16 protein-coding genes (1 of these 16 running past the window's edge) are annotated in these 17926 nt (G+C 41.5%); 10 read left to right on the forward strand and 6 right to left on the reverse strand.

Annotation, left to right across the window (positions count from 1 at the left end; genetic code table 11):
- A protein-coding gene (locus AU255_RS00410) for a hypothetical protein (RefSeq protein ID WP_080521032.1) crosses the window boundary here: on the forward strand, window positions 1–3728 show its 3' portion. 307 nt of this gene lie to the left of the window's left edge; only the last 3728 of its 4035 coding nucleotides appear in the window; the start codon falls outside the window, past its left edge; the stop codon is at window positions 3726–3728.
- Window positions 3729–3807: 79 nt separating this feature from the next.
- Here the strand turns inward: AU255_RS00410 and AU255_RS00415 are convergent, their stop codons facing one another.
- Window positions 3808–4158 carry a hypothetical protein gene (locus tag AU255_RS00415; RefSeq protein ID WP_080521033.1) on the reverse strand — a complete coding sequence of 117 codons (351 nt, stop codon included), beginning with the start codon at window positions 4156–4158 and terminating at the stop codon, window positions 3808–3810.
- A 172-nt stretch (window positions 4159–4330) separates the two neighbouring features.
- On the opposite strand from AU255_RS00415, the gene AU255_RS00420 reads away from it, so the two are divergent.
- Window positions 4331–5209 carry an IS982 family transposase gene (locus tag AU255_RS00420; protein ID WP_080521034.1) on the forward strand — a complete coding sequence of 293 codons (879 nt, stop codon included), beginning with the start codon at window positions 4331–4333 and terminating at the stop codon, window positions 5207–5209.
- A gap of 15 nt (window positions 5210–5224) precedes the next feature.
- Here AU255_RS00420 and AU255_RS00425 read toward each other — a convergent pair whose 3' ends face one another.
- The 3 genes from AU255_RS00425 to AU255_RS00435 all read right to left on the reverse strand — a co-directional run bounded on the left by AU255_RS00425 (window position 5225) and on the right by AU255_RS00435 (window position 8358).
- Window positions 5225–6526 (reverse strand): lysophospholipid acyltransferase family protein, encoded by a 1302-nt coding sequence (locus AU255_RS00425; protein WP_233144511.1) that lies wholly within the window; start codon window positions 6524–6526, stop codon window positions 5225–5227.
- A gap of 64 nt (window positions 6527–6590) precedes the next feature.
- A complete protein-coding gene (locus AU255_RS00430; protein WP_080521036.1) occupies window positions 6591–7337 on the reverse strand; it encodes an alpha/beta fold hydrolase in 747 nt (248 codons plus the stop codon).
- Entirely contained in the window at window positions 7330–8358 is a 1029-nt protein-coding gene (locus AU255_RS00435; RefSeq protein WP_080521037.1) for a M14 family zinc carboxypeptidase, read from the reverse strand. Before AU255_RS00435 ends, AU255_RS00430 begins: the two co-directional genes overlap by 8 nt.
- 382 nt (window positions 8359–8740) lie before the next feature.
- On the opposite strand from AU255_RS00435, the gene AU255_RS20205 reads away from it, so the two are divergent.
- Window positions 8741–8893, forward strand: coding sequence for a hypothetical protein (locus AU255_RS20205; protein ID WP_198942505.1), 153 nt, complete (start codon window positions 8741–8743; stop codon window positions 8891–8893).
- Between the two features lie 355 nt (window positions 8894–9248).
- On the opposite strand, the gene AU255_RS00440 is transcribed toward AU255_RS20205, so the two are convergent.
- Both AU255_RS00440 and AU255_RS00445 read right to left on the reverse strand, forming a co-directional pair.
- Complete coding sequence (locus tag AU255_RS00440; RefSeq protein ID WP_080521038.1) at window positions 9249–10133, reverse strand: DUF58 domain-containing protein; 885 nt, start codon at window positions 10131–10133, stop codon at window positions 9249–9251.
- Window positions 10133–11119 (reverse strand): AAA family ATPase, encoded by a 987-nt coding sequence (locus AU255_RS00445; RefSeq protein ID WP_080521039.1) that lies wholly within the window; start codon window positions 11117–11119, stop codon window positions 10133–10135. The genes AU255_RS00440 and AU255_RS00445 overlap by 1 nt, the downstream gene beginning before the upstream one ends.
- Window positions 11120–11407: 288 nt before the next feature.
- Between AU255_RS00445 and AU255_RS00450 the strand changes: the two genes are divergently transcribed.
- The 7 genes from AU255_RS00450 to AU255_RS00480 all read left to right on the forward strand — a co-directional run bounded on the left by AU255_RS00450 (window position 11408) and on the right by AU255_RS00480 (window position 17493).
- Window positions 11408–12160, forward strand: coding sequence for a DUF5765 domain-containing protein (locus AU255_RS00450; RefSeq protein WP_080521040.1), 753 nt, complete (start codon window positions 11408–11410; stop codon window positions 12158–12160).
- A gap of 181 nt (window positions 12161–12341) precedes the next feature.
- Window positions 12342–13121 (forward strand): DUF3450 domain-containing protein, encoded by a 780-nt coding sequence (locus AU255_RS00455; protein WP_080521041.1) that lies wholly within the window; start codon window positions 12342–12344, stop codon window positions 13119–13121.
- On the forward strand, window positions 13118–14446 hold the full coding sequence (locus AU255_RS00460; protein WP_080521042.1) for a MotA/TolQ/ExbB proton channel family protein: 1329 nt from the start codon (window positions 13118–13120) through the stop codon (window positions 14444–14446). The genes AU255_RS00455 and AU255_RS00460 overlap by 4 nt, the downstream gene beginning before the upstream one ends.
- Complete coding sequence (locus AU255_RS00465; protein ID WP_080521043.1) at window positions 14446–14970, forward strand: MotA/TolQ/ExbB proton channel family protein; 525 nt, start codon at window positions 14446–14448, stop codon at window positions 14968–14970. The genes AU255_RS00460 and AU255_RS00465 overlap by 1 nt, the downstream gene beginning before the upstream one ends.
- A 254-nt stretch (window positions 14971–15224) precedes the next feature.
- Window positions 15225–15638 carry an ExbD/TolR family protein gene (locus AU255_RS00470; RefSeq protein WP_080521044.1) on the forward strand — a complete coding sequence of 138 codons (414 nt, stop codon included), beginning with the start codon at window positions 15225–15227 and terminating at the stop codon, window positions 15636–15638.
- Window positions 15638–16270 (forward strand): energy transducer TonB, encoded by a 633-nt coding sequence (locus tag AU255_RS00475; protein WP_080521045.1) that lies wholly within the window; start codon window positions 15638–15640, stop codon window positions 16268–16270. The genes AU255_RS00470 and AU255_RS00475 overlap by 1 nt, the downstream gene beginning before the upstream one ends.
- 8 nt (window positions 16271–16278) lie before the next feature.
- Window positions 16279–17493: a tetratricopeptide repeat protein gene (locus AU255_RS00480; RefSeq protein WP_158083015.1), complete on the forward strand. Its 1215-nt coding sequence runs from the start codon at window positions 16279–16281 to the stop codon at window positions 17491–17493.
- Window positions 17494–17926: the final 433 nt, after the last annotated feature.

Genomic DNA, 17926 nt, shown 5'->3' on the forward strand with positions numbered 1-17926 from the left:
ACAATAAACCCGCTTTAGTCATCAGCCGCAACACTAAACCTGCCATCAAACTTGATACTGGACATTACCTGATTCAGGGCTCTTTTCTTTGGGATAACATCCCCGAAAATCTCGCTATACCCGAGCTAACGGGCATTATTTCCATCCGTCTTCTGAATAAAACCATTGATTATCCCAACATTAAAGACCAGCAACTTTGGTTTAAGACAAGTAATTCAGGTAGTGCTCAACCTGAATACCAAACTGATCAATTAAATTTACAAGTTTTTAGAAAAATTGATGACAGTATTCCCTTACTGCTAACAACCTACTTATCTCTGGAAGTTTCTGGCAAACAACGAGAAATAAAATTACCTTATGCTCTATTAAAAGGTTTTATTCCCATTAGTTTAAGCAGCGTTTTACCAGCAAGACTTGAAGCTGATGGCAGCCTTTTAGTTCAAGTACGCCCTGGAAAATGGCATATTGAACTCCAGACCCAACACCCTACTGAACTTCAAGACTTAAGTCTAAATATCAATGACCCTCATTGGCCAGCATCTGAAATATGGAGTTTTGCTTCCCAACCCTATCTACGACTTGTGGAAATTGAACAAGTATCGACTATAGATCCGAGCCAAAGCAATATTCCTGTGCAATGGAAAGCCCTTCCTGCCTTTCTTGTTAAACAGGGGGATACCATGCAATTTAAAGTTATAAGGCGTGGCGATCCTCAACCTGAGCCGAATAATTTATCCATCTCACGCGAACTATGGTTAGACTTTGCCGGCACTGGCTATACGATACAGGACAGGATAAATGGCTCACTAACCCATGGCTGGCGGCTTGACAGCTTAACTGAAAACCAGCTTGGACAGGTACAAGTTAATGGACAGACACAGCTAATCACTTTTTCTGAAAATAAAGAAGCTGAAGGCATAGAACTTAGAAAAGGTCGGCTAGACCTTCGCGCTGATAGCCGAGTTGATAGTAGCATCAATCAACTCAGCGCTACGGGCTGGCAAGAAAAATTTAATAGTGCTAATGCTATCCTGCATCTCCCCCCAGGCTGGCATTTATTTGCCATCAGTGGTGTCGATAATGTGCCTAATAGCTGGATTACTCGCTGGACTCTGTTAGATTTATTTTTAGTGCTTATCGCTGCTCTTGCTGTTAGCCGCCTGTGGAATAACTACTGGGGGCTATTTGCCTTGTTTGCACTCGCTTTAATCTGGCATGAAGCCAATGCACCACGTTTTATCTGGCTTAATATTCTTGTTGCCATTTCCTTAATCAAAGTTCTTCCTCAGGGAAACTTATTACGCGTCCTTAAGTTTTACCGCGCTGCTTGTTGGTTAGTACTACTTATTATATGTATTCCTTTTTTAGTCGAACAAGTTCGGACCGGCCTTTATCCACAACTGGAAAAACCCTGGCAATCTTTAGATACTAAAGGTGCATATCAAGCATCAATGGTCACAACGGCCGATGGGTTGATGCGTGAAGAAGAACAAGCATTGGCAAGCTCTTCTGTACGTAAAACCAAAATGCTTAACGCCAATAGCCGCTATTATCAAACACCAGAGCAGACACTCAAGCAGATTGACCCTAACGCCAGTTTACAAACAGGGCCTGGTTTACCGCAGTGGCAATGGACCAGAATTCCACTGTCATGGAATGGTAGCATCGACAGTCAACAACAAATCAGATATTGGTATATAGACCCTACAGCCAGCTTGTTACTAAATTTCTTACGCGTTGTTTTGATTATCATTTTAAGCCTGCTTATGTTCGGTATTATTAACCAGCGTTTTACCCTTCATTTACCTAAATTTGTTTTCAAGCTAGGTTTGTTTATATTTTTTATTCTACCCATTACGCCTGTTTCTGCTGATTTCCCCAGCCCAGAATTATTAATGGACTTAAAGCAACGACTATTAAAAGCGCCAGATTGCCTGCCAAGTTGCGCTCAACTGCAAGCTATGCAAATTGATATTACTGCAGATAGGCTAGCACTTACCCTGCAAGCGAATGCTCAACAGGCAGTTGCAATACCCTTGCCGGCACAGTTTAAGCAATGGTTACCCCATAGTGTTTTAGTTGACGGCTCTCCGGCGAAGGCTATTATTCGTGATGAACGGGGCTTTTTATGGCTGACTTTAACGCGCGGCATGCACACCCTGGTATTATCCGGAGCGGCCCCATTGCAATCCAGCTTCACACTTCCGTTACCACTAAAGCCTCATTATATTAGCCATACAAGTCAGCAGTGGGAAATTGAAGGACTGAAAAAAAATGGCACGGCTGAAGATCAATTACACTTTACCCGAGTCAAAACTACAGAGCAGAATAAAGATGCTCTACCCTCTCTTGACCCCAGTGTATTACCCGCTTTTCTTAGCATTGAACGCACGCTGAATCTGGGGCTAGATTGGTATATCACTACCCGAGTAATTCGCGCCTCGAAGGAAGCTACAGCCGTTACATTAGAAGTACCGCTACTTAAAGGAGAATCGATCAGCACGAGTAATATTCGCAGTGAAAAGGGCGTTGCTCTGGTACAGATGACAGCAAACCAACAAAGCATAGAATGGCACTCTTTATTAGAAAAAAGTGCGCTCCTGACCTTAACAGCACCGGATACAAATAAATGGTCAGAAATATGGCAGGTTAATATCAGTCCTATCTGGCATATCAAATTCGGCGGCATTCCTGCCGTACATCATCAAGACCAGACAGGTAATTGGCTACCTGAATGGCGGCCCTGGCCCGGAGAGAGCATTACTTTAAGCATCACTCGCCCTGAAGCAGTTCAAGGACAGACGCTGACGATAGACAAAAGTACATTACAGATCAGCTCAGGAAAACGTAATCTAGAATCTAGCCTAGACCTCGACATACGCAGCTCTAAAGGTACACAGCATAATATTACCTTACCCGAAAATGCGCTATTACAGTCTGTCAGTATAAATGGCAAAACACAGCCAATCAGACAACAACAGCGAACTGTGACCTTGCCGGTTAACCCCGGGTCACAGCATTTTCAGCTTAACTGGCATGAGGCAAAACTACAGTCCAGTTTACTCACTACGCCGACCGTTAGCTTGGGTATTGCCAGTGTTAATACCCACTTAAAAGTGTTACTTGCAGAGGATCGCTGGGTACTGCTTACTTTTGGTCCTAAAATGGGCCCTGCAGTATTATTTTGGGGAGTACTTATCGTATTAGCTATTCTTGCCTATGCGCTAGGAAAATCCTGCTTAACGCCACTCAGGCACTGGCAATGGTTTTTGCTATTAATAGGGCTCAGTCAAATTCCACTGATAATGGCTTTCGTGGTTGTTGCGTGGCTGATGGCTCTGGGCTTAAGACAAAAGCAAAGCGTTCAGGATGTAAACAGCTTTAATCTTATGCAAATTCTCTTGATTGCCTTAACCATAGGCTCTTTGGCTATATTATTTATCGCCGTAGAGCAGGGCTTACTGGGTTCACCTGATATGCAAATTGCCGGAAATCAATCGACCGCATTTCAGCTTAACTGGTATCAAGACCGAAGTCTGGCAACGCTACCAACAGCCAGCGTTATATCTGTGCCATTAATGAGTTACCGCATTATGATGTTAATCTGGTCATTATGGCTGGCCATTTCTTTACTGAACTGGTTGAAATGGGGCTGGCAGTGTTTTTCTTATGAGGGTTTATGGAAAAAATCTGTGCCGAAAACCGGGCAAAACGAACCTCCCTTATAAGCTTTTTTCAGACATCACTCTAAACTTATAAAAAAGACTGATGCAAGATCGCCTTGCATCGGTCTTTAAACGATATTTCTTAAGCAGCCAGCTTTCCTTCTATATAGCGCTGCCTTTTCTTGTCAGTGATACTGTCGAGTTCAATCATCACCAAGCTGTCTATACAATTATTGAAATCCGGATCAATATTGAAGTCGATAAAATGACAGCCTTTATCAGTACATAATTCCACATATTGTTTATACAAGGTAGGGACTTTTACGCCTAGTTTCTTCAATTCACTGTTCAATATTTTAAAACTTGTTTTGTAATCACCGGTAAATTCAGTCCGGGCAAACTCCTTGGCAGCTGCAGAAACGGTAAACGGTTTTCTGGCTTTAGCTAATTGCAAATCAGAAGTAAATTGTTGCTGATAAAAACTTATCAACACATCTTTTGCTACATCTGGATAAGCATTACTGAGACTGACCGGACCAAACAGATATTTTATTTCAGGGTTTTCCCTTAGATAACCTGAGTTCGGGATAAGAAAAGGTGGGCAGTCTTTTGAAAATCTGAAAAAATAGAAACAACCAAGAATTTATTTTTTCTAAGACTGCCCAATGCTAAGTTTAACCCGATTATTTTGTGATGTAGATGATTTTTGTAAAACCTTTTTACCCCACTGGGAGAAAACCCAAATAGAAAACGGTGAAAAGAAAAGACGGAAAAAGCGTTGCATTAGCCCCAGTGAAATAATTACTTTGATTGTTTACTATCATCAGTCAGGGTATGACACATTTAAATGGTTTTATTTACGCTACTTGCCCAAAAACTTATCTAAAGCTTTCCCAAAGGTGCCGAGTTATAACCGTTTCATTGAATTATTGCCCGATATTATCGGTCCTTTAACGGCTTTTATGCAAACACGTTGTGGCCGAAGTGAAGGTATTGCATTTGTTGATTCAACACCCCTTTGCGTTTGTAAAAATATTCGTATTCCGCGCCATAAAACTTTCAAAGATGTGGCCCAACGAGGCAAGTCTTCTACGGGCTGGTTCTATGGGTTTAAATTACACATTATTGTGGATGATCGAGGGGAAATACTTTCTTTTTCAATCACGAAAGGGAATGTTGATGACCGTAAACCCGTACCAAAATTGGCTAAAAATCTGATTGGAAAGCTTTTTGGCGATAGAGGATATATTTCTAAAAAACTCACTGAACTTTTAGCAACCGATGATGTTGAGTTAATCACAACTCTCAAGAAAAATATGAAACCACGAGTCATAGCTGCTTTTGATGCACTTTTATTGAGAAAGCGTAGCATTATTGAAACTATCAATGATCAACTTAAAAATATTTTTCAGCTTGAGCACTCTAGACATCGTTCGCTTACGAATTATATGATCAATATTGTTGCTTGTTTAGTTGCTTATTCTTACCAGGAAAAAAAGCCTGCACTCAACTTACGTAGAGAAGATTTATTACCTTTGTTATGACGTCTTATCCCGAACTCAGGTTAGATAAGCACCGATTCCATACCATAAATAATCCAGACTTCGCTGCCCCCAGTAACGAGGCTGGACAAAGCTCCGACCAAGCTCAATACTATGTGGCAAATAGCTCTGAAATTCGGCAGTTAAAGCAAACAAGGTATTGGTATAAAAACCTTCTACACCCATTGTTTGCATGATCCTGTTACCATCTCCTATACGATAAGAGCCGACAATTTCCAGGTCATGTTCATCCCAGAGCACCAGATGCGAATAATATACATCATATTTATCGATGTCCTGGTTTTCTCCTGTACCTTCTTCTACTGTACGAAAAGTCAATTCTCGAAGGCGTGCAATCTCAAGCATCACCGGACAATCACCATGATATTGATACAGGAATATCTTTTTACCATCTTTGGTTTCACCCAATAAACGAGATTGGTAAAGTGCTTTTTTTACTGCTTTACTATCCACAGGGTGAGCAACTGTTTCTATCGTTGCAAACAGTGGTTTCTTATGCTTTTTACCAAGGTTCAGCACATGCCTGCGAAAACGCTGGCAAAGTTGCTTATTATTTTCCTTTGACTCTGAAAAAGCCTGGTAGGGAATAGGGGAGCCTACTTTAAATTTAAGCTCTTTGTTCTTTTTATTGAACATCTCTTGTACCAGCAACATCGTTCCCATAGGCTTATACAAAGCAGAAGCTGCATAAAATAATGCCGAGTTAGAGGCTTTAATATGTATAGGGAGTACAGGTGCTTTTGCTTTCTTGGCTAATTTCAGAAAACCGCCCTGCCATTTACCGTCATGTATCCCTTTTGGTGTAATGCGCGATACTTCACCTGCAGGAAATAAAATAACCGCCTCGTCATTTTCCAAAGCCTCTAGCATCGCTTTATAAGCCTGTTTGTTGGATTTTCCGGATAATACATCGACTGTTAAAAAAACTGATTTTAAAGGCTCCACATAAGAGAGTATCTGATTAGCAACAATTCGCACATCAGGGCGCACTGCCCGAATCAGCTTTACTAATGCTAGCCCGTCCAGAGTACCAATAGGATGGTTAGCGACAATAACCAGGCGTCCTTCAGAGGGGATATTATTATAAGAGTCGGGGCTAACCTGATAACTAAATTTGAAATACTTAAAAAATTTATCTAAAAAAGCAAAACCACGCAAATGCTGATTCCGTTCAATCACTTCATTAAAGTCATCTTCATGCAATAGTGTTTTTAATAGCTTGCGTATTAACTTGTTATTTTTGCCAAGCTTGAGTTCGGGATATGTTTCGCGCAATACTTTTTCAGCATCAATCATCATAATGTCCTTTTACCGTTAATCTAAACAGTGTAATGAACAAATATGTCAGTAATGTGAAGTTGCCTTAATGCTGATTAAACCATAGGCTTATTTCAGCGATAAACCATTCTGGTGCATCTAAGGGAAGATCATGCCCGGCAGAATTATGTTGTTTATATTCCTTATGCCAGCTTTGCTGTAATTTTAAGCTGCAACGATAGTCCACCAAACGATCAGCTGAGCTGCTAATAATTAACACTGGCTGCACAGGTACCGAGCTGATTGAAAATGTTGCCGAAGCAAGTAACTGATTTTTTGCACTCCTTGTTGAAACAGGATTTTCTTGCTGCCACTGTTGCCATTCACTGATTAATGCAACATCATCTGCATGCTTATTAGAAGTCAGTGCCAAAATCAGCTGCTCCCGATCGCGCCTAGCTGTGAACAATAACTTGATAATCCCGGGATAATTCTGCCAGCGCAGGCGCTGATAAAAAGGAGAAAAATTACGTAGACTGGTATTAATTAATACAGTCGAATTGACCTCGGCAGAATAGCGACTCATCCAGTCTATGGCTATCATGCCGCCCATAGAAAGGGCTATCAACTGCAATGGATAATCCTTAGGCACTTGTTCACGCAGAGCATCGGTCATACCCTCTATAGTCTCGGGGCTAGTCAGGTGATTCAGTTTTCCATTCCCTGGGATGTCAGGGGTTAAAATAAGAGCATTGGGATACAGTTTTTGTAACAGTTCAGGGATTTTACCCCAATGCCTTGCTTCACGTAATAAACCGCGAATCAGTACAAAACAAAGTTTAGAATCAGTCATGATACCAAAGAGCCAAAGCTTCCTTTTCCATCAGCGGGGTGTGACTTGCAATTAACCATTTTTTATAAGACAAAGTGGCATGCATTAAATACTCCATTAACACCAGATGCCCTCTCAGTACCCTATTAACACGGTGCTGTTTGACTGGATGAAAAAGCCCCATAGATTTGCGTAATTGCAGCGGATTCTTGCGCACCCAGCGCCATGAGCCCATTTCCAGAGTCAGCGGTAAAAAAATATTATTATATGCCAGGGACTGCTGGTACAAATGATCCCATAAATCCCCGTGTGTCAGGTAATGCTGGGACTGCGGTTCAAAACGGTAATTCTGATAGGGATAGGTTTGCATAAACAACTTACGCAAAAAATACACCTCCCCTAGGTGCTTAATCGGCTCTATACGACTTTTAGCATAGGGAAACCAGATTTGGTTGTGATAACCAAAACCTGAGTGACAATCCAGTACTACACTAAACGGTGCGGGTAAAACATGCTGTCGAATAAAATCCTCCAGTACTTGCGCCTCCTGCTGCATGGGTTCATCTGGTAGCCCACGATACCAGGGTAAGGTAGCTGAAATGCGATGGCCACCTGCCAGCCAGACAGTTTTTTCATAACTATCAACGGGGGCATTGCGCATTAAATCAATACCATTACCATTTGAGCGAGTATGTTTTATCATACCAACCGGGTTAATAAGGGGCAGAAAATTTATGCGTATGCGCTGCAACATGTCGATAAAGCTAAGATCCCAGTGCAAGCGTTCCAGCAGCGTTTCAAGAAAAGCCAAAACAACCTGGGTACCAATCCGTTCCAGACCGTGAATACCTCCCACAAAAGTAATACTCGGTATATCAGCAGCCTGATTACCCAGGCTTAAAGCATAAATTGGCAGCGACTCATTTACATAGGAAACATGGCAGAGAGTTTTGCAGGATAAGAACTCTTTATGATCTCTCTTAATAATAGCTTCAATTTGCTGCAATTCAGAAAGTTTATTAGAAAAAGGGGAGCAGGACATTTAGGCAGATTTTCAATAAGAGGTATACGACTATTGTAACCACTAACCGAGGTGCTTAGGTTACAGTTGCGTGGCAATCAATTTTTTTGCCTCAATATCCCTGACCCGCCTTCTGTTTTCCACATGCAGTCATTCAAACACCGTGGACGCCATAGTACTTATACCTGTTTTCAAGCTCGCTTTAATATCTGGATAAAACTTAGATGAGTACAGCGTAGGCGCTTAGCGTAGTATCAATATAGTGGAATGGATTGCTCAACAAAAGCGACATTGTTTCATTTATGGAAACAAACTAACAATAATATCGCATATTGTTTATCTTTAGATCTACTGTATAGTAAACCCACGTTACATTAATTCTTCTTATTGACAGTGCAAGATGATGACAGAATATCAAAAAAATATTTTAGTAGGCGCTTTGTTCATTGCAGGTATTTTAAGCATTATTTCAGGTGCCTTTATTATCACGTTAATGCTTGCGGCAGGAATCATATTTTTCAGTACTGCTCGTCGCACTACCCCATTAGAAAATTAATTTACTCCATATAGACTAGTACCTCCTTGTGATATGTTTATCCTTTATAATGCCTGATGCAGAAATGCATCTGGCATTTTTTTTGCCCTGCGATCAGTCATTACATACAACTTTCATTAGTATATGAATTCATATACCGCTATATTTAGTTGCCTAAACTATCCCAGCAATCAATGCTACCAAACGATTTTGTCCGTCCTTTGATAATTTCACCGCTTTTTACCTTCCAGGTTTTATTAGCAAAAGAGCCGGTAACTTCAGTCACGACATTTCCAGGGAATCTATGGACTTGCTTTTGCGCGATCTAAACCAAAACATAAAAATCAGGCACGGGCAAAGCCCACGGCCTGCTGACTTACCTTAATATCTCTTCAGGTCTTTCATTACTGGCGCAACGTAACAAGCGGATATTGAGTTTTTTTCCCAGCGTTTGCAGGTAAGCACAGTGATGTTGAAATTTTTCCTGATAAGTCAAAACCCTTTGTTTGTCACTCGTATCAACAACTATATCTGTTGTACTATCAGTAAATCGATAACGACCTTTGGCGGGTAAATGGCTTTCCAGGGGATCATAAACCAGAATCATAATCACCTCGCAATGCCTTGCCAATTTAGTCAAATAATTTTCTATTGCATGATTGATGCCGCGAAAATCACTGATAATATAAACCAGGCTGCCGGGTTTTACATGATGGCTTAATCGTCCGATAACCTGTTCTAAATTAATCGGAGTTTGCTGGTTTTCTGATTTAACCAAGGCATTAAAAAAATGCAGTACTGCCTGCCTGCCATTTTGAGGTTTTAATTCGCGGCAGGCTGTATCGGTAAAAATCTGCCCGCCGATCCGGTCACCATGTCGCTCTGCAACCCAGGCCAGTAAACCTGCTAGTTTTGCCGCCTGCACAGATTTAAAAACACCCCGCGTAGCAAATTGCATCGAAGCACGATAATCGACTGATATAAATACCGGGCGCTCACGCTCCTCACGAAATAATTTAGTATGGGGTTTACCAGTACGTGCAGTGACCCGCCAATCGATACTGCGAATATCATCACCAGGCTGATACATCCGCACTTCATCAAATTCCATTCCTCGCCCTTTAGTGCGCGATAAATAACCGCCACTTTGAAGCGCGCGAATGCGCGAGCGAAAGAGTTTTAATGAAGCTGCTGGTTTGGCAAGCTTGATTAGCATATCCAGGTTCACGCTAACCAACTCACTGTTGGATTTTTTTTCCATTAAGGCACGGCAACCCTGGCAATTAACTGCTGAATAAAATCATCACTGCTAATCCCTTCAGCCTCGGCTTCATAAGATAAAATCACGCGATGACGCAATACATCAAATGCCATATCCTGTATGTCTTCAGGAGCAACAAAGTCCTTACCGTTTAACCAGGCTTTAGCTCGCGCACAACGGTCTAATGCAATACTGGCACGAGGGCTAGCGCCATACTGTACCCAGCTGGCTAGATCTTCTCCATAGGCAGCCGGGTTGCGAGTAGCGAGAATGATTTGCAATAAATAATCTTCCAGATTATCTGCCATATAGGTATTCAGCACTTCCTGTCGAGCGGCAAAAAGACTTTCCTGACTAATCGCTTTAGCACCTTGCTTTCTTGATGAATAGCCCTGCATAGCTTCATTGCGTGCCAGATGCAAAATAAGCTTTTCATGTTCCGCTTGTGGATAATCAATTTTTACATGCAGTAAAAAACGGTCCAATTGGGCTTCTGGCAAAGGATAAGTGCCTTCTTGCTCAATCGGGTTTTGGGTAGCCATAACTAAAAACAAAGGCGGTAGCGGATAGGTTGTACCCCCTACCGTAATTTGCCTTTCTGCCATAGCTTCCAATAAAGCGGCCTGAACTTTAGCCGGAGAGCGGTTAATTTCATCGGCCAAGACCAGATTATGAAATAGAGGACCTTTTTGAAATTCAAAACTCCCCAGTTCAGGACGATAAATTTCGGTGCCCGTTAAATCGGCAGGTAATAAATCAGGCGTAAACTGCACACGATGGAAGTCTGCCTGTATTCCTTTGCTTAATGCATTAATCGCACGGGTTTTTGCCAGACCTGGCGCGCCTTCGACTAATATATGCCCATCAGCAAGCAGGGCAATTAGCATGCGTTCGACTAAAACATCCTGACCAATAATTTGTTCACCGATATAGGTTTTTAAATGTTGTATGGCGATAAGACTATCGCTAGAACTGATTTCTGACATAGCTTGTGCTTATTCCTTAAATGCTATCTGAAAAATAAATAGCTATTTTAGTATAAATTTTCACTTCGCATCTAATTGGATGATAAATTGATCTAGTTCCGTCAGTAAGCATGCGAACAAAGCAAAATTATCTTGCTTAAAATACTCATTAATTTTGCCTGAAAGATGAATAATAACACAATATTAATAGGTTTTATCAAGTTGAGATAAGGTATAATTCCAGGTTTTTTATAATAACAATAAAACCTGAAGCAATGATTTCAGGAAGTAATAACCAGAGGTTTAGGTATGTGTTGGAGTGGTGAAGCGTCGGCTGTTTTAGCCGTAGTCGGGCTGGGAACAGCTGCGTATATTGCAGTCAAAGGAGAATCAAAAGAATTATGGATTCCACTAACTTATTTTGCATTGATGGAGTTATTGCAAGCTGCAACCTATGTCTATATAGATGAATGTAGTTCGCCAATGAATCAGGTACTCACGCTGTTTGGCTATCTCCATGTTGCCTTTCAGCCATTTTTCGTCAATATGGTGGCGATGTATTTTATCCCCGAAAGTGTCAAACTAAAAATAAGAACAACTGTTTATACCTTATGCGCAGTAGCGGCTGTCGCAATAATCGTTAAAATGTTCCCATTTGCATGGGCGGGCCTTTGTATTATTGGCACAGAAGGCTTTTGTGGCGATCAAATTTGCTCTGTTTCAGGCGCGTGGCATATCGCATGGCAGATGCCTTTAAATGGCCTTATGTCTCCTCCCGTAAGCTGGTTTCCCGGTTATGAATGGGGCTTGCATGTGTTTGCCTATATTTTAGCGGCCTTTGTTATGCCGGTTATTTATGGCTCGTGGCGCTTTGTTGCCTTTCATTATGTCGTAGGCCCATGGATTTCAGATGTAACTACTGATGATCCAAATGAGTTTGCTGCAGTGTGGTGTTTATTCTCGATTGTGTTATGTGTATCAGTTATTAAAACACCGATCAGAAAATATTTACATGTCAAAACATGGCCTTTTTATAATAGAACAATCAGCGATTCTTTATAAGTTATCATGCTGTTATACACCTTAACAGCATAGCAATTCAGCATTGCCAGTCTGCCAAAACTGGCAATGCGCCAGACCTATACCAGCGCAAAAAGTAGGTCAAATGACCTATTGAATTTTATACAGGCTGTGATAAAGTCATTCCTCCATTTTATCTTCATTAGATGTAAATCATATTTATATGCTTTTTTTATCCCGTGAATGCCAGATGCTACTGGTGTTATCAGTCTTCAGCTTAAGCACCGTTTCTGTTTTTGCGGATACACTTTCCAGTACAATACAAACTGAAAATGCTATCCAGAAAAATGCCGTACAGTCGCAAAAGACCATTGATGGTCTGGATGATCGTACGCGGGCAATGCTGGATGAATATCGTTCAGCGACACGTCAAATAAAGACTTTGCAGACTTACAATAAACACTTAAAATCCTTGCTGGAGTCGCAGGAAATAGAAAAAGCCTCATTTGCAGAACAGTTAGAACAAATTGAAACCACCCAGCAAGAAATTGTGCCGCTTATTTTAGATATGCAAGCAAGCCTGGCGGAGTTTGTTCAGCTTGATTTACCGTTTTTGCCGCAAGAACGTCAGCAACGCATTAACAGCTTAAAAGAAATGATGAGCCGTGCTGATGTCAGTAATGCCGAAAAATTTCGTCGCCTGATTGAAGCCTATCAAATTGAAAATGATTATGGCAATACCATTGAGGCTTACCGTGCCAATATAGAACTAGATGGCGAAATCAGCTCGGTTGATTTTTTGCGTCTTGGCCGTATTGCCCTTTATTATCAGCGTTTAGATGGTAGTGAAACAGGCATGTGGAACCACACAGAAAAAAAATGGGAAAAACTCTCCTCTGACTATCGTAATCCTATACGTCAGGGATTACGTATAGCGCGTAAAGAAGCAGCCCCGGACTTGTTAACCGTACCGGTACCAACCGCAGAGGAGGCCATGCAATGAGATTAGCCATCAGTTTTATATTTGCCTTGATACTCGCGCATAACGCATACGCCGGAAGTCAGGATCTGAATCAATTGTTACGCGATGTCAAACAAAGACAGGCGCAAGAACGCAAGCTTAACAAAACTCGAGAAGCAGAGTTTCTGGCAGAAAAACAAAACCAGCAGCAATTATTACAAACAGCTAAAGCAGAGTTGGCAAAACAGGAAAAATTAAGAGCCCAACTAAGTACACAGCTGGAAAGTAATGAGACATTACTAGCTGAAATGGAGACGCAGTTAAAAGAACGTAGTGGTGAACTAGGCGAATTATTTGGTGTTGCCAAACAAGCCGCAGGTGATTTACAAGCAAATTTACAAGGATCTATCATTTCTGCCCAATATCCAGACCGCATTGAAGCATTAACCCGGATGACCGAGAGCAAGGCCTTGCCCATGATAAGTCAGCTGGAAAACTTATGGTTTACCTTGCAACAGGAAATGACTGAATCGGGCAAAATTGTGCGTTTTACTCAGCAAATTCAGATACCAGGCGGCGAAAGACAAGAAGCTGAAATTACGCGTATTGGGGCCTTTAATGCGCTTGCCAATGGCGGCTACCTGAATTACGATGCCGATGCCAAAATACTGACCAGTCTGGCGCGTCAGCCTGAAGGCAAATATCTTGATTTGATAGATTCTTACAGAACTTCTGATGCCAAAAAAGCACCGCTTGGTATAGATCCAACACGCGGTGTTATGCTAAATATGTTGATTCAGACGCCAGATGCTCAAGAACGCATCCAGCAAGGTGGAGTAGTTGGCTATATTATTTTGCTGATAGGTGCACTGGGTTTTTTATATGCGCTATTAAGGCTGAGTATATTGGTAGCCACCGGGCATAAAATGAAGCAGCAAATGCATAATGATACGGCGATGGATAATAATCCTTTAGGGCGCGTATTAATTGCTACCGAACAAAGCCCTTCGCAAGAGGTGGCGGCGCTAGAGCTCATTCTTGACGAAGCTATTACCCGTGAAGTCCCAAATCTGGAGAAAGGACTATCCATGATTAAGTTGTTTGCCGCCGTTGCACCTTTATTAGGATTACTAGGAACGGTAACCGGAATGATTGCGACCTTTCAGTCTATTAGTTTATTTGGTACCGGTGATCCCAAGCTTATGGCCGATGGTATTTCTCAAGCGCTAGTGACAACTATGCTCGGGTTGAGTGTGGCGATTCCGTTATTATTTTTGCATAATTTACTTGCTTCGCGCAGTAAAATGCTAGTGCAAATTCTGGATGAGCAAAGTGCTGGCTTAATGAGCCGACGTGCGGGAAAGTAATGATTGAGTCTGTGGCATTTATAGACGATATTCGTAACTTCCTCTATGCAGGGGGTGATGTCTTATGGGTTATTTTAGGGGTTACCATCTGTTTATGGTGCCTGATTATCGAGCGTTTGCTATTTATTAAACAAAATTATCCATTTTTACGTGATAGCTGCCTGGCGCTCTGGAATCAACGGACTGATAAAAATTCGGCCTACGCTTTATTTATCCGTCAGGAGCTGATTTCCGAGGTATTAATCAAGTTGAACCGTGGCGTTGCAATTATAAAAGTGCTGATCGCCTTATGCCCTTTACTTGGATTATTAGGTACAGTAACAGGCATGATCCATGTATTTGATGTCATGGCCGTTACTGGTACAGGCAACGCGCGAGCTATGGCTGCTGGTATCTCTAAAGCGACCATTACGACCATGGCGGGTATGGTTATTGCTATTTCTGGCCTGTATTTCAGTAAACTTATAGAAGAGCGTGTCAGTGATGAATCGCATCACCTGGCAGATTTATTAAAATATCATTAAGTAAGGAACGAGAATTTAATAATGCCCGAGTCTGACTTGTCTTTTGGCTTCACAGGCGCGTTATGCGCCCGCTTTCCAAACACGCCTGTGAAGCCAAAATCCTGCGCCATACTTTCGGGTATTATTACTCCTGTTTTCGTGAAAGTATGTTGTTGGGGTTCGTTCCTCACCCACAACCTACGCCTTCGCGCTTTATAAATAGCGGACTAAGATCCGCTCTACAATTGATACATACTTGAGAGATACAAAACACTATGCGCCGTAGAGCCAATCGTTCCTCAGCAGAACAAAACGCAGATATAGATATGACTCCGATGCTGGATATCGTATTTATCATGCTGATTTTTTTTATTGTGACAACTTCTTTCGTCAAAGAATCGGGTATTGATGTCAACCGTCCCAGTGCTAAAACCGGAGAAACCAAAGCGCAAGGCAATATTATTGTCGGTATAAAAGCAAATGGCGAAATCTGGATCGACAAACGCCAGGTCGATATACGCGCCGTTCGTGCCAATGTTTCGCGTTTACACGCGGAAAACCCACTTGGCTCGGTGATTATTGCTGCCGACCGAGAAACTAAAACATATGTTTTAGTCGCTGTCATGGATCAGATTCGGTTGGCTGGTATTATGAATGCCTCTATTGCAACGGAGTCCGAATCACAGTGATGCGTATTGCATTCTCACTCTTTTCTGGAATCGCTATTGCGTTAGCCCTGTTCTGGGCGATGCAATATATGATTACTAATAATCAGCAAGGCTTTAAAAAAACCGATAGCATACGCATGACCGAATTTGTGCGCTTAAAACGTGAGTCTCAAATTCAAAGTAAAGAGCGTGTCGTTCCCGAAAAACCCAAGTCTAAAGAGCGTCCTGAACAACCCAAAATACAAATGCAATCCACTCAGGTAGCAAAAACAGTGACACCTGATATGGATATGCCAAATCTGGATATTCCGCTACAAACCAATAGTTTTAATGGTTCGGTTTTAACCGGCTTACAAGTACAATCAGGCCCGGGAGAAATCAACGCGAATGTCATTCCGCTGGTAAGAATTCCACCAACTTATCCTATGCGCGCAGCCAGCAGGCGTATAGAAGGCTGGGTAAAAGTAGAATTCACCATTACCAAAGAAGGTACGGTAACAGATGCTACTGTGGTTGCATCACAACCCAGCTCTATTTTTAATCGCGCCGCACTAAGAGCGATAAAACGCTGGAAATTCAAGCCGTATATTATCGCCGGTGAAGCCTATGAACAGCGAGCGATACAAACTATGGAATTTACACTCTCAAAATGAACAAAATAATGAGGAATAGCCTAAAAACCGGGCTAATCAGTCTTAGCCTGTTTATGCTAAACGTACCGCTGTATGCGGAAGATAACCCTCCCCCCATTGCGCCTGGTTTATACAAACAACTCAGCAAAGCAGAGACATTGATTGGCAAAAAAAAATATTCAGAAGCGCGTCAGAGATTAAATAAAATATTAGCTGACGTACAGGACAACAGCTATGAGCAGGCCATAATTTTGCGCAGTCTGGCCTCAATTTATACTTTTGAAAATCAATATAAACAATCAGCACAACTTCTAGAGCAATCTCTGGCGACAAATGCACTCACAGATACACAGCAGCAGGAATCGATACTGAATTTAGGCCAGTTATATATGGCCACTGAACAATATAAAAAAGCGGTTGATACCTTAGCCCCCTGGTTAAACAAACACCCGAATACAACAAACACACAAGTCTGGATTCTGTTAGCCAACGGCTATGCGCAATTAAAGCAGTACCGTAAAGCCCTTCCTTATATTGAACATGTCATCAAAAACGCTAAAAAGCCGCAAACTAGCTGGCTAGAACTAAACCTGGCACTGTATTATGAAATACAAGACTACTCTTCTGCCGCCGGTATTTTAAAAAGATTAATCACCCTGGAACCAGATAAACAAAATTATTGGCAACAACTCGCATCGATTTATCAGCAATTACAACAATATGACAACGCTCTAACGATTCAAAACCTTGCTTATAAAAAGGGGTTTCTTAATTCAGAATCCAAAAAATTAGCATTATTCAATTTATTTCTTTATAACAAACAGCCTTATCAGGCAGCCGTATTATTAGAAAAGGAACTTAACGCCAAAGGAATAAAGCAAACATCGGCAAACTGGGAACTACTTGCCAATGCCTGGACTAGTGCCAGGGAGTATAAAAATGCAATTAAAGCCTTGGATAAAGCCTCCACATTAAACGCATCGGGCCAACTATATTTACAACTCGGGCGAATTCATATCGAACAGGAATCATGGCAGGATGCGATATCGGCGATTAACAAAGCACTTAAAAAAGGCGGATTAAAACAATCTGGAGAAGCCTATATTCTGCTTGGAATTAGCTACTATGAAGCTGGACAATTACAAGCTGCAAATAAAGCATTTACTAATGCGCAAGACTACAGTAAAACCAGAAAATCGGCAGAACAATGGCTGGGCTATATTACAATGGATGCGCGAGGTTAAAAAACACAGTATATTTAATGTAGTTTAGAAAACGGAATCTAGCTGGCTGACCGGCTGACCCCTTGAACGTCCCTGCTAATATCTGAATATGCCTGGTAATCAATTTCCATGCTTTGATTTTAATTCTTCTAGCGATATAAAATTAGCATTACTATTTTCTCTTTTCTATCAGAAAGTATTTCTTCATACCATTCAGGCGATTTAATTCCAGTGGGTTCGCAAGTGAGTGAACCCCATAATTGCCTCCATTATTTGAAATCGCTCAAGTACACTCATTTTTGAAATTTCAGCAATAGTTATTTATATTTTCTCTGTCACTATAGAAATCATTTTAACAGAAGCAATAAAATGTGCGCTTCTGACAAAATATCGCGCTTAATATACAGAGCAGTTTTAGGGCTAGTGTTAGGCGACGCATCTGCTAGATCAAATT

The sequence above is a fragment of the Methyloprofundus sedimenti genome (assembly GCF_002072955.1).
Lineage (GTDB): Bacteria > Pseudomonadota > Gammaproteobacteria > Methylococcales > Methylomonadaceae > Methyloprofundus > Methyloprofundus sedimenti.

What these genes read in the sequence shown, in the direction of transcription:
- AU255_RS00420 (WP_080521034.1), top strand. Translation starts at nt 4,331, where the DNA reads ATGCTAAGTTTAACCCGATTATTTTGTGATGTAGATGATTTTTGTAAA.
- AU255_RS00425 (WP_233144511.1), bottom strand. Translation starts at nt 6,526, where the DNA reads ATGATGATTGATGCTGAAAAAGTATTGCGCGAAACATATCCCGAACTC.
- AU255_RS00430 (WP_080521036.1), bottom strand. Translation starts at nt 7,337, where the DNA reads ATGACTGATTCTAAACTTTGTTTTGTACTGATTCGCGGTTTATTACGT.
- AU255_RS00435 (WP_080521037.1), bottom strand. Translation starts at nt 8,358, where the DNA reads ATGTCCTGCTCCCCTTTTTCTAATAAACTTTCTGAATTGCAGCAAATT.
- AU255_RS20205 (WP_198942505.1), top strand. Translation starts at nt 8,741, where the DNA reads ATGACAGAATATCAAAAAAATATTTTAGTAGGCGCTTTGTTCATTGCA.
- AU255_RS00440 (WP_080521038.1), bottom strand. Translation starts at nt 10,133, where the DNA reads ATGGAAAAAAAATCCAACAGTGAGTTGGTTAGCGTGAACCTGGATATG.
- AU255_RS00445 (WP_080521039.1), bottom strand. Translation starts at nt 11,119, where the DNA reads ATGTCAGAAATCAGTTCTAGCGATAGTCTTATCGCCATACAACATTTA.
- AU255_RS00450 (WP_080521040.1), top strand. Translation starts at nt 11,408, where the DNA reads ATGTGTTGGAGTGGTGAAGCGTCGGCTGTTTTAGCCGTAGTCGGGCTG.
- AU255_RS00455 (WP_080521041.1), top strand. Translation starts at nt 12,342, where the DNA reads ATGCTTTTTTTATCCCGTGAATGCCAGATGCTACTGGTGTTATCAGTC.
- AU255_RS00460 (WP_080521042.1), top strand. Translation starts at nt 13,118, where the DNA reads ATGAGATTAGCCATCAGTTTTATATTTGCCTTGATACTCGCGCATAAC.
- AU255_RS00465 (WP_080521043.1), top strand. Translation starts at nt 14,446, where the DNA reads ATGATTGAGTCTGTGGCATTTATAGACGATATTCGTAACTTCCTCTAT.
- AU255_RS00470 (WP_080521044.1), top strand. Translation starts at nt 15,225, where the DNA reads ATGCGCCGTAGAGCCAATCGTTCCTCAGCAGAACAAAACGCAGATATA.
- AU255_RS00475 (WP_080521045.1), top strand. Translation starts at nt 15,638, where the DNA reads ATGCGTATTGCATTCTCACTCTTTTCTGGAATCGCTATTGCGTTAGCC.
- AU255_RS00480 (WP_158083015.1), top strand. Translation starts at nt 16,279, where the DNA reads ATGAGGAATAGCCTAAAAACCGGGCTAATCAGTCTTAGCCTGTTTATG.